Origin of the sequence: Roseateles chitinivorans (assembly GCF_002761755.1) — a bacterium.
In the GTDB taxonomy this organism is placed as follows: domain Bacteria; phylum Pseudomonadota; class Gammaproteobacteria; order Burkholderiales; family Burkholderiaceae_C; genus Roseateles; species Roseateles chitinivorans.
In genome coordinates this window covers 101,818-119,443 of sequence record NZ_PEOG01000013.1, presented here as the reverse complement: position 1 = coordinate 119,443, position 17,626 = coordinate 101,818, and the positions used below count along the sequence as shown (strand labels likewise).

The window sequence follows — 17,626 nt, the reverse complement described above, 5'->3', positions numbered from 1 at the left end:
GGCCGGACGCTGCGGCGCCCGCGCCGAGCCGGTCTCGCGCGGGGGCAGGCCGGTGTGCTGCGTGAGCAGCTGCCCCGCGCGCGGCTTGTTCGGCGCGACCTTCTGCCCCGCATTCGTCGAGTTCTTCCGGCGTGCCGACTCGTAGCCGCTGTCCGTGCCCGTGGGCTGGAAAGTCGGGATCAGGTGATGCTTGCCGTTGCCGATGAGATCGGCGCGACCCATTTCCTTGAGCGCCTCGCGCAGCAGCGGCCAGTTGTTGGGGTCGTGGTAGCGCAGGAAGGCCTTGTGCAGGCGCCGGCGGCGCTCGCCCTTGACGATGTCGACCGACTCGGTCTCCCGTCCCACCTTCTTCAGGGGGTTCTTGCCCGAGTGGTACATCGCCGTGGCCGTGGCCATCGGGCTCGGATAGAAGGTCTGCACCTGGTCCGCGCGGAAGCCGTTCCGCTTCAGCCACAGCGCCAGGTTCATCATGTCCTCGTCGGCCGTGCCCGGATGCGCCGCGATGAAGTAGGGAATCAGGTACTGCTTCTTGCCGGCCGCGGCGCTCGCCGCTTCGAACAGCTGCTTGAAGCGGTCGTAGGTGCCGATGCCCGGCTTCATCATCTTGGACAGCGGACCGCCCTCGGTGTGCTCGGGCGCGATCTTCAGATAGCCACCGACGTGGTGGGTCACCAGCTCCTGGATGTACTCGGGCGACTCGATCGCCAGGTCGTAGCGCAGGCCCGAGCCGATCAGGATCTTCTTGACACCGCGCAGACCCCGCGCGCGCCGGTACAGCTTGATCAGCGGCCCGTGGTCGGTGTGCAGGTTGGGACAGATGCCCGGATAGACGCAGCTGGGCTTGCGGCAGGCGGCCTCGATCTCGGGGCTCTTGCAGCCGATGTGCCACATGTTGGCCGTCGGGCCGCCCAGGTCCGAGATGATCCCGGTGAAGCCCTTGACCTTGTCGCGGATGTCCTCGATCTCGCGAATGATCGAGTCTTCGCTGCGGCTCTGGATCACGCGGCCCTCGTGCTCGGTGATCGAGCAGAAGGTGCAGCCGCCGAAGCAGCCCCGCATGATGTTCACGCTGAAGCGGATCATTTCCCACGCGGGGATCTTCGTGCCGTGGTCGTGGCTGCCGTTCTCGTCGGCGTAGACCGGATGCGGGCTGCGCGCATAGGGCAGGTCGAAGACATGGTCCATCTCGACCGTCGTCAGCGGGATCGGCGGTGGATTCAGCCAGACGTCGCGGTCGACGCCGCCCGACGAATGACGCTGCACCAGCGCACGGGCGTTGCCCGGGTTGGTCTCCAGGTGCAGCACGCGGTTGGCGTGGGCGTAGAGCACCGGATCGCTCTTGACCTGCTCGTAGGCGGGCAGGCGGATGACGGTGCGGTCGCGCGGCGTGACCAGCGCGCGGCCGTCGCCGCCCGTTTTGGACAGCGTCTGGCGGACGATCTTGATCGGCTTGACCTCGGCCATGCCGGCGGGGGCGGGCGCGCCGGTCGCGGCGCCCGAGGCCTGCGCCTGCTGCTTCGAGCAGTCGGTGCCCTGATCGGCGGCCGCTTCCTCGGTCGTCATGTAGGGGCTGAGCAGCGCGTCGATCTTGCCGGGGACGTCGACCTCGGTGGAATCGATCTCGAACCAGCCGCCGAGCGATGCATCGTCCGGCTTGCGCATGAAGGCGGTGCCGCGCACGTCGGTGATCGACTCGATCGGCTTCTTCTGCGACAGGCGGTGGGCGATCTCGATGATGGCGCGCTCGGCATTGCCGTAGACCAGCAGGTCGGCCTTCGAATCGACCAGGATCGAGCGCCGGACCTTGTCCTGCCAGTAGTCGTAATGGGCGATGCGGCGCAGCGAGGCCTCGATGCCGCCGATGATCACCGGCACGTCCTTGAAGGCCTCCTTGCAGCGCTGGGTGTAGACCAGCGTCGCCCGGTCGGGCCGCTTGCCGGCCACGCCGCCCGGCGTGTAGGCGTCGTCCGAGCGGATCTTTCGATCCGCCGTGTAATGGTTGATCATCGAATCCATGTTCCCGGCCGCCACGCCGAAGAACAGGTTGGGCTTGCCCAGGGCCCGGAACGCGTCCGCCGAGTTCCAATCCGGCTGCGCGATGATCCCCACCCGGAATCCCTGCGCCTCCAGCGTGCGCCCGATCACCGCCATGCCGAAGCTCGGGTGGTCCACATAGGCGTCGCCGCTGACGATGATGATGTCGCAGCTGTCCCAGCCCAGTTGCGTCATCTCCTCGCGCGACATCGGCAGGAACGGGGCGGGGCCGAAGCGCTTCGCCCAGAACGGGCGGTAGGCGGTCAGCGCCTTCTGGCCGGTCTTCTTCAGATCGGACAGCGGACGGGTGGGCGGAGGAGCGATGGACACGGCGGCGGCTCGGGCGTGGGCAACCGGCTATTGTCGCCGCACCCTGGGGTTTCCCTCAGGGGACCCTGCACAAATGCAGGGCTTTCCACCGGATTAGCGGTTAATCGCGACGATGGACGGCCGCGCCCGACGAGGCTCAGTCGTCGTGGCCGTCCTCGGTGCCGCCGTCGTCCGCCCGGTTGCCCGAGCACACCGGCTGTCGCCCGAGCGCCCCCCGCTCGGCGGCGGTCAGCGGCGCGAAGCGGTTGGGCACCGTGACCGTCAACGAGGAGAGGTAATGCTCCAGCCGCGCCTGTCCGACCTCGATCAGGTCGAAGGCCTCCGGATCCAGCATCCAGTGGTGAAGCAGGCCGCCCACCAGGGCCATCAGGCCGATCGCCGCCTGCTGCGTGTCGACCTCGCGCGGCAACTGCCCCAGCGTCTTGGCCCGCTCGAAGGCCTCGCGGTTGTGGGCCGTCCATTCCCGGTGCGCGGCCACCTTGCGATCGCGCACCGAGGCCATCTCGCCGACGAATTCGACCCGCAGGTTGGCGATCTCGAAGGCACGGCGTGTGCGAGCGTTGAACGCGGCGCAGTGCATGACGTTCATCAGGCGCAGCCGCAAGTCGTCCAATGGCCGGTCCGGCCCGGGCGACACCGACGCCTCGAAGTCCTCCTCCAGCGGCATGGTGGCGCGTTCCATCATCGCGTTGAAGAGCTGGACCTTGTCTTCGAAGTGCCAGTACACGGCACCGCGCGTCACGCCGGCGGCCTGGGCGATGTCCTGCAACGAGGTGCGGGAAACGCCGCGTTCATGGAACAGCTGCTCCGCGGCGTCCAGCAGACGGGCGCGGGTTTCCTGGGCTTCTTGTTTGGTTCGGCGGGCCATGGGGTGCGATTGTAGAAGCACGTTCCAGAAACATACATGCATGAATGTATGTATATACTGCGCGACTTTGGGTCGAACCGTGACGGCGAGGGCCCGGGCTTGCCGGAAGCGGCCGCCGATCTTCCGCCTGGCGGTGTCGCGCCGGGCCGCTCATCCGAAGAACTGATCTGTACTGCGAGAGGAATCCCATCGTGATGTCTACCCCTCTGACAAAAGCAACGCCGGGGTCGGAGCGCCCGGGCCTGAAGGCCGGCGCGCGCATGCTCTACCTGGTGCCGCTCGTGATCTCGATCGCGGCGGTGCTGACCGCCTGCGGCAAGGACGAGGCGGCCGGCAAGGGCGGTCCGGGCGGCGGCGGCATGCCGCCGGCCAATGTCGGCGTGGTCACGGTGGGTCAGCAGGCGGTCGCGCTGCAGACCGAGCTGCCGGGCCGGGTCGAGGCGCTGCGCACCGCACAGGTCCGCGCCCGGGTCAACGGCGTGGTGCTCAAGCGGCTCTTCACCGAGGGTTCGGAGGTCAAGGCCGGCCAGGCGCTGTTCCTGATCGACCCGGCGCCGTACCAGGCGCAGTTCGACAGCGCCAACGCCAACCTGGCCAAGGCGCAGGCCAACGAGGCGCAGGCCGCGGCGCAGGCGGCCCGCAACAAGCCGCTGGCCGACGCGAAGGCGATCAGCCAGCAGGAATACATCACCTCGGTAGCGACCGCCAAGGCCGCGGCGGCCGACGTGGCCGCAGCGAAGGCGGCCGTCGTGCAGGCCAAGCTGAGCCTGGATTACGCCCATGTCTACGCGCCGATCTCCGGTCGCATCGGCCGCGCGCTGGTGACCGAGGGCGCGCTGGTGGGGGCGTCCGACGCCACGCAGCTGGCGTTGATCCAGCAGGTCAGCAGCGTCTACGTCAACTTCACCCAATCGGCCAACGAGGTGCAGGCGATGCGCCGCGCGCTGGCCGCGGGCCAGTTGCGCAGCGCCGGCGCGAATGCGGCGCAAGTCGAGATCGTCGGCGACGACGGCACCGTCTACCCGCGCACCGGCAAGCTGCTGTTCACCGACCTGAGCGTCGATCCGACCTCGGGCCAGGTGACGCTGCGCGCCGAGGTGCCCAACCCGGACGGCCTGCTGCTGCCCGGCCAGTACGTGCGCGTGCGCGTCGCGCAGGCGGAACTGCCGTCGGCGGTGCTGCTGCCGCAACAGGCGGTGACGCGCGGCTCCACCGGCGACACGGTGCTGGTGGTCGGCCCCGACAACAAGCCCGCGCCGCGCAAGGTGAAGATCGGCAACGCCATCGGCAACCAGTGGGTGGTGCTGGACGGCCTCAAGCCCGGCGAGAAGGTCATCGCCGACGGCTTCCAGAAGATGTTCGTGCCGGGGGCGCCGGTGAATCCGGTGCCGTTCAACCCGGCCAGCGCGGCGTCCGGCGCAGCGTCCGGCGCGGCTCCCGCCGCCTCCGGCGCGGCGAGCCGCTGAGCGCCTGACGCTCAGGAAGGATTCAAGACATGGCACGTTTCTTCATTGATCGCCCCATCTTCGCGTGGGTGATCGCCTTGTTCATCCTCGTCTTCGGCGGGGTGGCGATCACCCAGCTGCCGGTGGCGCAGTACCCGACCGTGGCGCCGCCCTCGCTGGTGATCTCGGTCGCCTACCCCGGCGCCTCGGCCAAGACGCTGGACGAGGCGGTGGTGTCCGTCATCGAGCAGGAGCTCAACGGCGCGCCCGGCCTGGCCTACATGGAATCGATCAGCCAGGCCAACGGCACCGGCTCGATCACGGTGACCTTCGAATCGGGCACCAACATCGACCTGGCGCAGGTCGAGATCCAGAACCGCCTCTCGCGCGCCACGCCGCGCCTGCCGGCGGCGGTCACCCAGCAGGGCGTGCGCGTCGACAAGTCGCGCTCCAACTTCCTGCTGTTCGTGACCATGGCCTCGCAGGACGGCTCGATGGACCCGATCGCGCTGGGCGACTACGCCGCCCGCAACATCGTTCCCGAGATCCAGCGCATCCCGGGCGTCGGCCAGGCGCAGCTGTTCGGTTCCGAACGCGCGATGCGCATCTGGCTGGACCCGGCCAAGATGCAGTCCTACAACCTCAGCCCGGCCGAGGTCAGCGCCGCGGTCGCCGCGCAGAACGCGCTGGTCCCGGCCGGCGTGCTGGGCGACCGCCCGAACACGAGCAGCCAGACGATGTCGGCGACCATCGTGGTCAAGGGCCAGCTGGAGGACAAGGCGCAGTTCGAGAAGATCGTCCTGCGCGCCAACACCGACGGCTCCAAGGTGCTGCTCAAGGACGTCGCCCGCATCGAGCTGGGCGGCCAGAGCTACGCCACCTACACCCGCCTGAACGGCCAGCCCTCCACCGGCATCGGCGTGCAGCTCTCGCCCACCGGCAACGCGCTGGGCACCGCCACCGCGATCAAGCAGCGGATGGAAGAGCTGAAGAAGTACTTCCCCGCCGGCGTGGTCTACACCGTCCCCTACGACTCCTCCAAGTTCGTGAAGATCTCGATCTCGCAGGTGGTCGAGACGCTGGTGGAAGCCATCATCCTGGTCTTCCTGGTGATGTACCTGTTCCTGCAGGACTGGCGCTACACGCTGATCCCGACGCTGGTGGTGCCGGTGGCGCTGCTGGGCACCTTCGGCGTGATGCTGACGCTGGGCTTCTCGATCAACGTGCTGACCCTGTTCGGCATGGTGCTGGCGATCGGCATCCTGGTCGACGACGCGATCGTCGTCGTCGAGAACGTCGAGCGCATCATGAGCGAGGAGGGCCTCAGCCCGCGCGAGGCGACGAAGAAGGCGATGGGCCAGATCTCCGGCGCCATCATCGGCATCACCACGGTGCTGATCGCGGTGTTCGTGCCGATGGCGTTCTTCGCCGGCTCGGTGGGCAACATCTACCGCCAGTTCTCGCTGGCGATGGTCGCGTCGATGGCGCTGTCGGCGCTGATGGCGCTGTCGCTGACGCCGGCGCTGTGCGCGACGCTGCTCAAGCCGGTCGAGGCCGGCCACCACCATGAGAAGCGCGGCTTCTTCGGCTGGTTCAACCGCGGCTTCTCGCGCACCGCCAAGGGCTACGAGGGCTGGGTGGCGCGGCTGCTCAAGCGCAGCGGCTCGATGATGGTGGCCTTCGCCGCGATCGTCGCGGTCGTGGGCTGGCTGTACATCCGCATGCCCACTTCCTTCCTGCCGAACGAGGACCAGGGCTACCTGATCGTCAACGTCCAGCTGCCGCCGGGCGCGACGTCCAACCGGACCGAGGCCGCCGTCGCCACCGTCGAGAACTTCCTGCACAAGCAGCCGGAAGTGGCCGACACCATCGGCGTGATCGGCTTCTCCTTCTCCGGCCAGGGCCAGAACGCCGCGCTGGTGTTCGTGCCGCTGAAGCCGTGGGAGGAGCGCAAGGGCAAGGACCACAGCGCGCAGGCGCTGGCCGGTCGGGTGATGGGCGCGATGATGGTGGGCGTGCGCGACGCCTTCGTCTTCCCGCTGTCGCCGCCCCCGATCCCGGAACTGGGGACCGCCACCGGCTTCGCGCTGCGCCTGCAGGACCGCGGCGGGCTTGGGCACGAGGCCCTGCTCAACGCGCGCAACCAGCTGATGGGCATGGCGCAGAAGAGCAAGATCATCACCGGCATGCGACCGGACGGCCTGGAGGATGCGCCGCAGCTGCAGGTCGACATCGACCGCGACAAGGCGCAGGCACTGGGCGTGGGCTACGACACGATCGCGCGCACGCTGGGCATCCAGCTGGGCTCGACCTACGTCAACGACTTCCCGAGCACCGGCCGCATGCAGCGCGTCGTGGTGCAGGCCGACGCGCCCAAGCGGATGACGCCGGAAGACGTGCTGGCGATCAACGTGACCAATGCCCAGGGCGCCAATGTGCCGCTGTCGGCCTTCGCGTCCAGCCGCTGGATCACCGGCCAGATGCAGGCCACCCGCTACAACGGCTATCCGGCGATGCGCCTGGCCGGTGACGCGGCGGCCGGCGCCTCGACCGGCCAGGCGATGAAGGAACTCGAGTCGATGATCCGCCAGCTCCCGCCGGGCATCGGCTACGAGTGGACCGGCCTGTCGCGCGAGGAGCAGCTCTCCGGCTCGCAGGCCGGCATCCTGCTGGCGTTCTCGCTGCTGGCGGTGTTCCTGTGCCTGGCCGCGCTCTATGAGAGCTGGTCCATCCCGCTGTCGGTGATGCTGGTGGTGCCGCTGGGCCTGCTGGGCGCGCTGCTCGGCGCGACGCTGCGGGGCATGCCGAACGACGTGTACTTCAAGGTCGGCCTGATCACCATCATCGGCCTGTCGGCGAAGAACGCGATCCTGATCATCGAGTTCGCCAAGGACCTGCAGGCGCAGGGCAAGGGGCTGGTGGAGTCGGTGCTGGAGGCGGCGCACCTGCGCTTCCGTCCGATCATCATGACCTCGATGGCCTTCATCCTGGGCGTCACGCCGCTGTTCTTCGCGAGTGGCGCGGGCTCGGCGAGCCAGCGGGCGATCGGCACCGGCGTGCTGTCGGGCATGGTGACCGCGACGGTGCTGGCGGTCGTGTTCGTGCCGGTGTTCTTCCTGGTGGTGCGCCGCTTCTTCAAGGGCAGCGAGCGCCAGCAGAAGCTGTACTCCCATGAGCTCGACGGTCCCGACGCGACCCGGGCCGCCCATGCTGCGAAGAACGCGGACGGAGTCTGACGATGATGAAAAGAAAACTCTCAGTGATGGCCGCAGCCGCCGCGACGGTGGCGCTGCTGGCGGGCTGCGTCAACCTGGCGCCCGAGCACCAGCGCCCTGAGGCGCCGGTGGCGCCGCAGTGGCCGCAGGGTCCCGGCGCCGAGGCGGCCGACGCCAAGGCGGCCACCGAACTGCAGTGGCAGCAGTTCTTCCGCGACGAGCGGCTCAAGCAGCTGATCGAGCTCGCGCTGAAGAACAACCGCGACCTGCGTGTGGCGCTGCTGAATGTCGACGTGGCGCGGGCGCAGGCCAATGTCACCGCGGCCAGCCGCTGGCCCACGGTCAACCTCGGAGTGACGGCGCAACGCGGTCCGCAGACCACCTCGAACGGCGACAGCCGGATCGTCAGCGCCTACCAGGCGGGTCTGCAGATCACCTCGTACGAGATCGACCTGTTCAGCCGGGTCAAGAACCAGAGCGCCGCCGCCTTCGCCCAGTACCTGGCGACGGACGAGGCGGCGCGGTCGGCGCGGATCAGCCTGGTCGCGGGCGTGGCCCAGGCCTACCTGGCGGTGCAGGCCGACGAGGAACTGCTGGCGCTCACCCGCCAGACGCTGGCCACGCGCGAGGACAGCCTCAAGCTGATGCAGCTGAAGTTCGACAACGGCGCCGCGTCCAACCTGGACCTGAGCACCGCCCGGTCGTCCTATGAATCGGCGCGCGCCACCCTGGCCCAGGCCGAGCGCACGCGCCAGCAGGACCTGAACGCGCTGACGCTGCTGGTGGGGCAGCCGCTGCCGGACTCGCTGCCGCAGTCGCGCCCGCTGAGCGACCAGACCATGGGCGCGCTGCTGGCGGGCGTGCCGTCGCAGGTGCTGGTGGCGCGTCCCGACGTGCGCCAGGCCGAGCAGCAACTGGTGGCGGCCGAGGCCAACATCGGCGTCGCGCGCGCGGCCTACTTCCCGAGCATCACGCTGACCAGCAGCGTGGGCACGGCCAGCAGCGCCTTGAAGGACCTGTTCAGCCAGAGCGCATGGAGCATCGCGGGCTCGGCGCTGATGCCGATCTTCGACGCGGGGCGGGTGCGCAACAACGTCGCCGCGGCGCGGGCCAACCAGCAGATCGCCGTCGCGCAGTATGAGAAAGCCGTGCAGACGGCGTTCCGCGAGGTCGCCGACGCGCTGGCGGGTCGGGCGACGCTGGACGAGCAGCTGCGGGCCCAGGACGCTCAGGCCGCGGCCGAGGCGACTCGCCTGGAGCTGGTGGACCTGAGCTATCGCAACGGCGCGGCCTCCAGCCTGGACCTGCTGGACGCGCAGCGTGCGAGCTTCGCGGCGCAGCAGGCGGCGCTGCAGGTGCGTCTGGCGCAGCTGCAGAACCAGGTGCAGCTCTACAAGGTGCTGGGCGGCGGCCTGGACGCCGCGCGCCAGCCGTCCTGACGCGGGCGTCGACCTCGCCTGGACGCGCCTACCGGCGCCGGACCGCATCGCGGCCGGCGCCGTTTTTCATCCGGCGTTCACTGCCCCAGCGTGTCCGTGCGGCGCCAGCTCGAGCCGCTGCCGCGGCCCTGCGCCTGCGGACGACCGAGCTGCATGATCTCGATCGCGTGGCAGGCCGCCTCGGTGGCGTAGCTGAGGGCCTCGTTCTCCGTCGCCCAGACCGGGTCGAGCGACGGATGGACGACGTCCTCGACGCCGGTCGCCGCCCTGCCGAGCTGCGCTCCACCGTGCGCCGGGCCGGCGTCGATCGCCGAGTGCCGTTCCAGCGGGGCGTCCAGGTCCTCGCCGAAAGCGTCGTTGTCGGCCGGTCCGCCGCCGAGGAATTCATGATCGGTCGCGTCGTGCCGCCGCCGCCCGGCATCCAGCAACTGGTAGCGGCCGACATAGGCGCCGCCGGCCGTGGGTGTCGATTCGACCCGGTACGAGACGCCGCGGTACTGTCCGTCACGTTGCATGGGGGTTCTCCCTGAGCCTTCGATGAAACGGTCGCGGCAATTCACACGCCCGGCGTCCCGGCCCTGCGTCCTGGCGGGGGAGCTCGCCGGGCAGATCCGGCGGACGGCGCGAATACCATGACGGACGGCGTCCGGCGACGCGGCGCAGTTGTGACAACATCGGCGGCTTCAGTCCCGACCTTCGACGCCGATCTTGGATGCCCTGCTTGCCCGCCTGACCTCGACCGTGCCGGTCGCCCGGAACCTCGACCAGCTCACCCGCCCGCTGCTGGACATGCTGGGCTCGATCACCGGGCTCGAGTCCACCTACCTCACGACCATCGACCTGCGTGCCGGCCAGCAGCATGTGCTGATCGCCCGCAACACCGGCACGATGACCATTCCCGAGGGGCTGACGGTGGACTGGTCCGACACCTTGTGCAAGCGCGCGCTGGACGCCGGCCGCATGGCCACCAGCGACGTGTCGGACTGCTGGGGCGACTCCGACGCGGCCCGCCAGCTCGGCATCCAGACCTATGTCAGCGCGCCGGTGCGCGACGACGGCGGCGAGCTGATGGGCACGCTGTGCGCGGCGAGCGCGCAACGTCGGCCGATCGCGCCCGAGGCGGAGTCGCTGCTGCGGCTGTTCTCCTCGCTGGTGGCGCAATTCCTGCAGCGCGAGCGGCTGGTGGCGGACCTTCGGGCCGCCAACGAGCAACTGGCGACCTATGCCCTGACCGACGCGCTGACCGGCCTGCCCAACCGCCGCGCGCTGTTCGACGAACTGCAACGGCAGCTGCAGCGCGCCGCGCGCGACGGCACCTGCGTGCTGCTGGGCTGCATCGACCTGGACGGCTTCAAGGCCGTCAACGACCAGCTCGGCCATCACCGCGGCGACCTGTTCCTGCGCGAGATGGCCCAGCGCCTGTCGCTGGAGCTGCGCGGCTCGGACATGCTGGCGCGGGTCGGCGGCGACGAGTTCGTCGTCGTCGGGCCTGGCGTGGCGCTCGGCGGGCCGTCTTCCGCGCAGGCAATACCGCTGCTCGATCGCGGCGAGCCGGCCCAGGCAGCGCGCACCCTGGAGCAACGCGCGTCGCTCGCCAGCGTCGGGCGATTCGACCTCGAAGGTCATGCGCTGCAGTACGCCGGCGCCAGCGTTGGCGTGGTCGCGCTGGACCCGACCGGACTCAGCGTGGAGCAGGCCCTGCACCTGGCCGACGAGCGGATGTACGACGTGAAGCGCGCACGCCGGCGCAGCGTGATCGCGCCCGCGGTCATCGCGCAGGCCGCGGACTGATCCACCGCCGCGGACCGGCCCGCAGCGGCGCCCGTGCCGGCGGGCCGCTCAGTGCGGCCGGGCGGTCAGCAGCTTCTCGACGAGCAGGTCGACGTCCACCGGCTTGGCGAGGTGGTCGTCGAAGCCCGCCGCGATCGCAGCATCGCGGTCCTGCAGCGTTGCCAGGCCGGTCAGCGCGATCGCGTAGAGCGGCGTCTCGGCGGAATCCTCGCGGTCGCGCTCACGCGCCCGCAGCCGGCGGATCAGCGAGTAGCCGTCCGCCCCCGGCATGGCCACATCGCTGACCAGCGCATGCGGCGCGGCCTCCGCCGCCGCGGCCGTGACCTCGGCCCAGGCCTGATCGACCGAGCCGGCCGCGCGCACCTGGGCGCCGGCCAGTTCGAGCAGATGCCGCAGCGCGTCCAGCGCATGGGCGTCGTCGTCGACCAGCAGCACCCGCAGGCCGCGCAGGTCGGCGGTGACGCCGTCGCGCGGTGCTGTCTCGGGGGTGTCCGAGACCAGTTCGGCCGCCGGGAAGCGCACCGTCAGCCGCGTGCCCCGGCCTTCGCCCTCGCTGTGCGCGGTCACCGTGCCGCCGTGCGCCAGCACCAGGTGGCGCACGATGGACAGCCCCAGGCCCAGCCCGCCGTACTCGCGGGTGCGGGTGATGTCCGCCTGGGTGAAGCGGTCGAACAGCCGCGGCAGCATCTCGACGGCGACGCCGATGCCGGTGTCCACGACCGCCAGCTCGACGGTGGGTCCGATGCGGCTGAGCGTCACGCCGATGCGGCCGCCGCGGGGGGTGAACTTCAGCGCGTTGCCGACCAGGTTGGAGACGATCTGCTGCATCCGGCGCTGGTCGCCCTGGATGCGGTGCGGCTGCTGCAAGCCGGTCCCGCTCAGCGTCAGGCCTCGCGCCTCCGCGGTCGGCTGCAGGCCGTCGACGACCGCGCGCACGCAGGCGGAGAGGTCCAGCGGCCGCATCTCCAGCCTCAGATGGCCCGAGGCGATGCGGGACACGTCCAGCAGGTCGTCGATCAGCTGCGCCTGTGCCTGGCAGTGCTTGAGGATGGTGCCGATCGCGCGGGTGGCGGTCGCCTCGGCGAGCATGCCGCGTTCCTGCGACTGCTTCAGCACCGACGCCCAGCCGGAGATCACGTTGAGCGGCGCCCGCAACTCGTGCGACACCATGCCGAGGAAGTCGTCCTTGGCGGTGTTGGCGCGCTCCGCGTCGTCGCGGGCATGCTGGGCTGAATCGAGCGCGCACTTGAGTTCATGGATGTCCTGGAAGGCGATCACCGCGCCGTCGATGCGCTCATCGGCGGTGCGGTAGGCCCGCACGTTGATCAGCCACCAGCGGCCCTCGTTGTCCTGATGCTCGTGCTCCACCGGCGCCAGGCCCTGCACGGCGGCCTGCACCAGCTGCTCCAGCTGGCCGACGGCGAAGCGCGAGGTGACCAGCCCGACCGGCTGGCCGATCGCCTGGCCGATGGCCGCCGGCTCGAAGCCGAAGAGCTGCGCCACCTGCGGCGACGCGTGACGCAGCCGCAGCTGCCGGTCCAGCAGCACCACCGGCAGCGGGATGCCCTCGACCAGGTTGCTGAGGTCGTCGTTGACCTGGTCCAGCTCGTCGTTGCGCGACTTGAGCTCCTCGTTCAGCGAGATCAGCTCCTGGTTGGCCGACTCCAGCTCCTGCTTCGCGCTCTGCAGCTCCTCATTGGCGCTCTGCAGTTCCTCGTTGGTGCTGAGCATCTCCTCGTTGGCGGTGCGCAGCTCCTCGTTGGCCGACTCGAACTCGATGACCAGCGTGCGCAGCTGGGCCTGCGTTGCCTCCAGCTCGTCCGACAGGGTGGTGACGGTGCGCTCCAGTTCATCGACACGCGCCCGCGCGCCGCTCGGCGAGAACGGCGGGGCCGACAAGGCCGAGGCGACGCCGGCGACCGGCTCGTCCGGCTCGGGCGCCAGCGTGACGAGGAAGTGCTGCAGCGCCTCGCCGGTCTCCAGCGGCAGCACCTCCAGCGCGTAGCGACGGTCCCGGAACGCCACCCGATCGCGCCGCACCGGTTGCGCGGTGCGCTTGGCCTCGATCAGCGCGGTGCGCACCGGGACGTTGAGTTCGGCGTCGAGCAGCCGGGGCAGCGCCAGCGTCGCCTCGCCGCTGGCCGGCGCGATGAAGGCGGCCACGTCGCCGCGGAACTGCACGACGTCGCCGCTCTCGTTCACGACGAAGCCGGGCGGCGCGTAGCGCGCCAGCGCCACGCGATCGGCCGCCCCGCTGACCAGGTCCGGCGGCGGCGCCTGCGGCACGCGCGGCGCGTCGCTGTCGCTGACCCAGGGGCGCAGCGCGTCGATCGGGAACAACGGCCGCTGGCGGCGCGAGTTCGGCAGCTTGCGGTACAGGTGCGGCGCACCGGCATGCTCGAAGCCATCGGCGACCGAGGCCGCTTCGGCCCGGCCCAGCAGCATGAACCCGTCGTTGCGGCAGGCGTAGTGCAGCACCTCGAAGACATGCTGCTGCGCCTCCTTGCGCAGGTAGATCAGCATGTTGCGGCAACTGATCAGGCCCATGCCGGAGAAGGGCGCATGCGCCAGCAGGTTGTGCCGCGCGAAGACGCACATCTCGCGCAGGTCCTTCGCGACCAGGTAGCCGCCGGCGCTGGGCAGGAAGGCGGAGTCGCGGAACGACTGCGGCACGTTCTCCAGCGCCGCCGCGTTGTAGCGGCCGGCGCGGGCGGTCTCGATCGAGGCCTCGTTGATGTCGGTGCCGAAGATCTGCACGCGGCGCTGGATGCCCTCGGCGTTCATCGCCTCCTTGAGCAGCATCGCGATGGTGTAGACCTCCTCGCCGGTCGAGCAGGCGGGCACCCAGATGCGGATCGGGTCGTGGCGCAGCGCCAGCAGCTTGGGCAGCACGACCTGACGCAGCACGTTGACGAACTCGGCATCGCGGAAGAACGCGGTCACGCCGATCAGCACGTCGTCGCGCAGCGCGGCGGCTTCGTAGGGATCGCTGCGCAGCAGCTGCAGGTAGGCGGCGACGTCGCGGTCCTTCTGCAGCAGCACGCGGCGCAGGAAGCGCCGGCGCAGGTTGACGTCCTTCACATAGCCCAGATTGACGCCGGCCTTCTGCTGCACGATCGCCATCGCCGTCTCCAGCGCATCGGCGTCCTGCGCGCTGGAGCCGGAACCCGGCAGGCCGCTTTCCTGGTGCGGCGACCCGAAGCGCCGCACCAGCGCGGCGGCGATGTCGGCCGGCGGCAGCACCTCGTCGACGAGGCCGGTGTTGATCGCCGCCACCGGCATGCCGTCATGGGCGGCGGTGCCGGGCGCCTGCGCGATCGCGAAGCCGCCGGTGGCCTTCAGGTCGACGAGGCCGGCCGCGCCGTCCTGGCCCGCGCCCGACAGGATGACCACCGCGCCATCCAGGTCCGGGTCCTGCGCCAGCGTGGCGAGGAAGCCGTCGATCGGCAGGTGCAGCCCGGGTTGCCGGCGCGTGAGGCGGAAGTGGCCGTCCAGCGCGATCACGCCGGCGTTCTCGGGCAGGACGTAGACGCGGCTGTGCTCGACCTTGGCCAGGTGCTCGAGCCGCTCCACCGGCAGGGGCGTGCGGTCCTGCAGGACCTCGGGCAGATGCGACTCCTCGTTGGGATCGAGGTGCGTGATGACCAGGACCGCGAAGCCCACTTCGTGCGGCAGCGCACCGAGGATCGCGCCGAGCGCGTCGATGCTGCCTGCCGAGCCGCCAAGCACCACCACCCGCAAGGGCCGCCGCTCCTCTGTATCCACCCGAGACCCCGTTGTGCTGAAAGGTGCGGCGGAGTCTACTCCCCGCCGTCGCATGACCGCCGATGCTCAGCGCAGGTAGGACCTGAGCAGCGCCGCGATCGCGTCGGCCTCGGCCGCGCGCTGCTCGGCGCTCAGGTTCGGCGCGCCAAGGTGCTCACGCACATGGCCCTCCAGCACCTCCGCCATCAGCCCGTTGACCGCGCCGCGGATGGCGGCGATCTGCTGCAGCACGGCCATGCAGTCCGCGTCCTGGTCGACGGCGCGCTCCAGCGCCGCCGCCTGCCCCTGGATGCGGCGGATGCGGGTGAGCAGCTTCTTCCTGCCGGTGATCGTGTGTGCCATGGCGCGTCATTCTAGCGACGCCGGGGCGTCGGCTCCTATACTGGGGGGGAGTATGACAACGCCGGCCGGGACCGGCCTTTCCATCATGTCCTCCCCGACCTCGATCGCCCCCTGGCAGCACACGCACGTCTTCGACGAGGGCAACCCGCTCGCCGCCCGCAACACGCGCTGGGCCGTGCTGCTCACCGTCGCGATGATGGTCGCGGAGATCACCGGCGGCTATCTCTTCAACTCGATGGCACTGCTGGCCGACGGCTGGCACATGAGCTCGCACGCCGTGGCACTGGGCGTCTCGGTGCTGGCCTATGGCGCCGCGCGGCGCTGGGCGAGGGATGGCCGCTTCGCGTTCGGGACCTGGAAGATCGAGGTGCTCGGCGGCTATAGCAGCGCGCTGCTGCTGATCGGCGTCGCGGGGCTGATGCTGTGGCAGTCGATCGAGCGGCTGGTCGCGCCGACGCCGATCCATTACGACGAGGCCATCGCGGTCGCGGCGCTGGGGCTGTTGGTGAACCTCGCCTGCGCCTGGCTGCTGCGCGGCGAGCACCACCATCACGGACACGGACACGGACACGGACACGGACACGGACACGGACACGGGCACGGGCACGGGCATGGAGAAAGCCACGAGCATGCCGCCAGCGCGTCCCACGATCACGGTCATGACGACCTGAACCTCCGCGCGGCCTATCTGCATGTGCTGGCCGACGCGGCGACCTCGGTGCTGGCCATCGTCGCGCTGCTGGGCGGGCGGCTCTGGGGCGCCGACTGGCTGGATCCGGCGATGGGCATCGCCGGCGCGGTGCTGGTAGCGGTCTGGGCGCGCGGACTGCTGCGGGACACCGGCCGCGTGCTGCTGGACGCCGAGATGGACGCGCCGGTCGTCGACGAGGTTCGCGAGGTCATCGCCGCCGCGCCTTGGCCGGCGGCGATCGCCGACCTGCATGTGTGGCGCGTGGGCCGGGCCCAGTACGCCTGCATCGTGTCGCTGGTCACCGACCATCCCGAGGCGCGCCCGGACGAGGTCCGCCGTCTGCTGTCGGTGCATGAGGAACTTGTTCACGTGACTGTCGAGATCAACCGCCCGGCGAGCGCGACTGTCTGATCCGCGCCGCGGCGCCGGGCGGATCGGGGGCGGGGCGCCGCCACAATCGCGGCCCATGAAAACCAACTACCTCCTCGCCGCCATCCTGGTCAGCAGTCTCATCGGCGCCTTCGTGGCCAATCGCTCGGTGAAGACCGCCTGTGCCGTCGTCTCCGGCGGCATCGCGCTGTATGCGCTGCTGCGGCAGGTGATCTGAGGCAGCGCCGCAGGCAGGGCGCCGCTCGCTTGACCCGCGCGAGCGAGCGGACCGTGCGGATCAGATCGATCACATCGAAATGATCGATCTGATGGTGCGCCCACCCGCGTTGCGTCGGTCGCGCCCCTCCTGACCGCTCGACCGCCTCCCGCTGCCTTTCGTCCCGCTCCTGTTCGCATCCCCCTGTGTCCACCCTATGGTGGGATGGCACTTGCGTCGGCCCCCACCGATAGTGGGGGTTCGACAGGAGAGGACCATGCGACATCGATTCGCGCCCCCGACCGGCGAGGCCGGTCACCCCCTCGGTTCGGTCATGCAGCACATCCTGCGCCAGACCGAACTGCTGCTGCAGCGGCGCATCCCGTTCAGCCCGTCCGGCTGGCCGATCGAGGACACCCCCGCGCTGGAAGGCCTCGAGGTCAGCGAGTCCAGCTGGGACGAGTGGACCGAGGCGCTCGAGCTCCAGCGTCGCCCCTGACGGGTTCCCGCCCGCTCTTTTCGGCGCTTGCCGCTGCGCGTCGCCGAACGTCGCCAAACGTCGCTTTTGAGGCGACGGCTGCTCCCCCGGTGTCGCGCCTCCTTTCCACCTCCCCGCGTCTCCGCCCGTCCTGCCGCACGCGCCTCGCGCGTCGAGGGCGTTGATCGCCCGCGCCGAGCCGCTGCCGCGCGAACTTGAGCGGAGAAAGCCGGGTCGGCACCACCCAGTTCAGCGCCTCGGTGATGCAGTTCACCGAGTCCACGACGATCGCTGAGTTCCTCGCGCTCATCGGCGCATGCCGCCAGACGGTCGCGGCGAAGAATCCGTTCACCCCAACGAACGAGAGCGCTTCGCCATGCACGTCAAGTCCTCCGCTTCTCCGTCGCCGGCCCTCCGGGCCGGTGCACCGGCGCCTTCGGGACCGGCCAAGGGCGCCAAGTCCGGCGCGCCTGATTTCTCCAAGGCGCTGAACGACGCCAAAGCCGCCGTCCCCGGTTCGGCCGCGCCGGCCACGTCGCCCGTCGCGACCGCCGCCGCGACGCCCGCCGTGCCCACGCCGAGCACCTTGTCGCTGGACACGGCCGCGCTGGCCGCGCGTCCTTGATCGCCGCCGGGAGCCCG

13 protein-coding genes are annotated in these 17,626 nt (G+C 70.3%); 8 read left to right on the top strand and 5 right to left on the bottom strand.

The annotated features are described in order from the left end of the window. Positions 1–2,334 (bottom strand): YgiQ family radical SAM protein (locus tag CS062_RS06570; RefSeq protein WP_099860646.1); only part of this gene is annotated, 2,334 nt, incomplete at its 3' end. Positions 2,335–2,500: 166 nt separating this feature from the next. Next, complete coding sequence (locus tag CS062_RS06565) at positions 2,501–3,232, bottom strand: TetR family transcriptional regulator (protein ID WP_099860634.1); 732 nt, start codon at positions 3,230–3,232, stop codon at positions 2,501–2,503. Positions 3,233–3,492: 260 nt separating this feature from the next. Between CS062_RS06565 and CS062_RS06560 the strand changes: the two genes are divergently transcribed. From CS062_RS06560 to CS062_RS06550, 3 genes are read left to right on the top strand one after another with little or no spacing between them, the layout of a single operon-like run. After that, complete coding sequence (locus tag CS062_RS06560; RefSeq protein ID WP_233217945.1) at positions 3,493–4,698, top strand: efflux RND transporter periplasmic adaptor subunit; 1,206 nt, start codon at positions 3,493–3,495, stop codon at positions 4,696–4,698. Positions 4,699–4,727: 29 nt separating this feature from the next. Beyond that, positions 4,728–7,913 carry an efflux RND transporter permease subunit gene (locus tag CS062_RS06555; RefSeq protein WP_099860632.1) on the top strand — a complete coding sequence of 1,062 codons (3,186 nt, stop codon included), beginning with the start codon at positions 4,728–4,730 and terminating at the stop codon, positions 7,911–7,913. A 26-nt stretch (positions 7,914–7,939) separates the two neighbouring features. Continuing rightward, entirely contained in the window at positions 7,940–9,331 is a 1,392-nt protein-coding gene (locus CS062_RS06550; RefSeq protein ID WP_233217943.1) for an efflux transporter outer membrane subunit, read from the top strand. 77 nt (positions 9,332–9,408) lie between these two features. Here CS062_RS06550 and CS062_RS06545 read toward each other — a convergent pair whose 3' ends face one another. Then, positions 9,409–9,846 carry a hypothetical protein gene (locus CS062_RS06545; RefSeq protein ID WP_099860630.1) on the bottom strand — a complete coding sequence of 146 codons (438 nt, stop codon included), beginning with the start codon at positions 9,844–9,846 and terminating at the stop codon, positions 9,409–9,411. A 193-nt stretch (positions 9,847–10,039) separates the two neighbouring features. Between CS062_RS06545 and CS062_RS06540 the strand changes: the two genes are divergently transcribed. Further along, entirely contained in the window at positions 10,040–11,122 is a 1,083-nt protein-coding gene (locus CS062_RS06540; RefSeq protein ID WP_099860629.1) for a sensor domain-containing diguanylate cyclase, read from the top strand. Positions 11,123–11,170: 48 nt separating this feature from the next. On the opposite strand, the gene CS062_RS06535 is transcribed toward CS062_RS06540, so the two are convergent. Next, the gene (locus CS062_RS06535; protein WP_233217944.1) at positions 11,171–14,857 is read right to left on the bottom strand and encodes a CheR family methyltransferase; all 3,687 of its coding nucleotides are present in this window, start codon (positions 14,855–14,857) and stop codon (positions 11,171–11,173) included. 96 nt (positions 14,858–14,953) lie between these two features. Further along, on the bottom strand, positions 14,954–15,229 hold the full coding sequence (locus CS062_RS06530) for a metal/formaldehyde-sensitive transcriptional repressor (protein WP_099860627.1): 276 nt from the start codon (positions 15,227–15,229) through the stop codon (positions 14,954–14,956). An 85-nt stretch (positions 15,230–15,314) separates the two neighbouring features. Here CS062_RS06530 and dmeF point away from each other — a divergent pair, with 85 nt between their 5' ends. The 4 genes from dmeF (at position 15,315) to CS062_RS06515 (ending at position 17,609) form a co-directional block, all read left to right on the top strand. Then, positions 15,315–16,331, top strand: a complete 1,017-nt coding sequence (dmeF, locus tag CS062_RS06525) for a CDF family Co(II)/Ni(II) efflux transporter DmeF (RefSeq protein WP_099860626.1) — start codon at positions 15,315–15,317, stop codon at positions 16,329–16,331. Between the two features lie 55 nt (positions 16,332–16,386). Continuing rightward, a complete protein-coding gene (locus CS062_RS26130) occupies positions 16,387–16,527 on the top strand; it encodes a hypothetical protein (protein ID WP_158238683.1) in 141 nt (46 codons plus the stop codon). 256 nt (positions 16,528–16,783) lie between these two features. Further along, on the top strand, positions 16,784–17,005 hold the full coding sequence (locus CS062_RS06520) for a hypothetical protein (protein ID WP_099860625.1): 222 nt from the start codon (positions 16,784–16,786) through the stop codon (positions 17,003–17,005). Between the two features lie 355 nt (positions 17,006–17,360). Next, positions 17,361–17,609, top strand: a complete 249-nt coding sequence (locus CS062_RS06515) for a hypothetical protein (protein ID WP_099860624.1) — start codon at positions 17,361–17,363, stop codon at positions 17,607–17,609. The last annotated feature ends 17 nt before the right edge of the window (positions 17,610–17,626 follow it).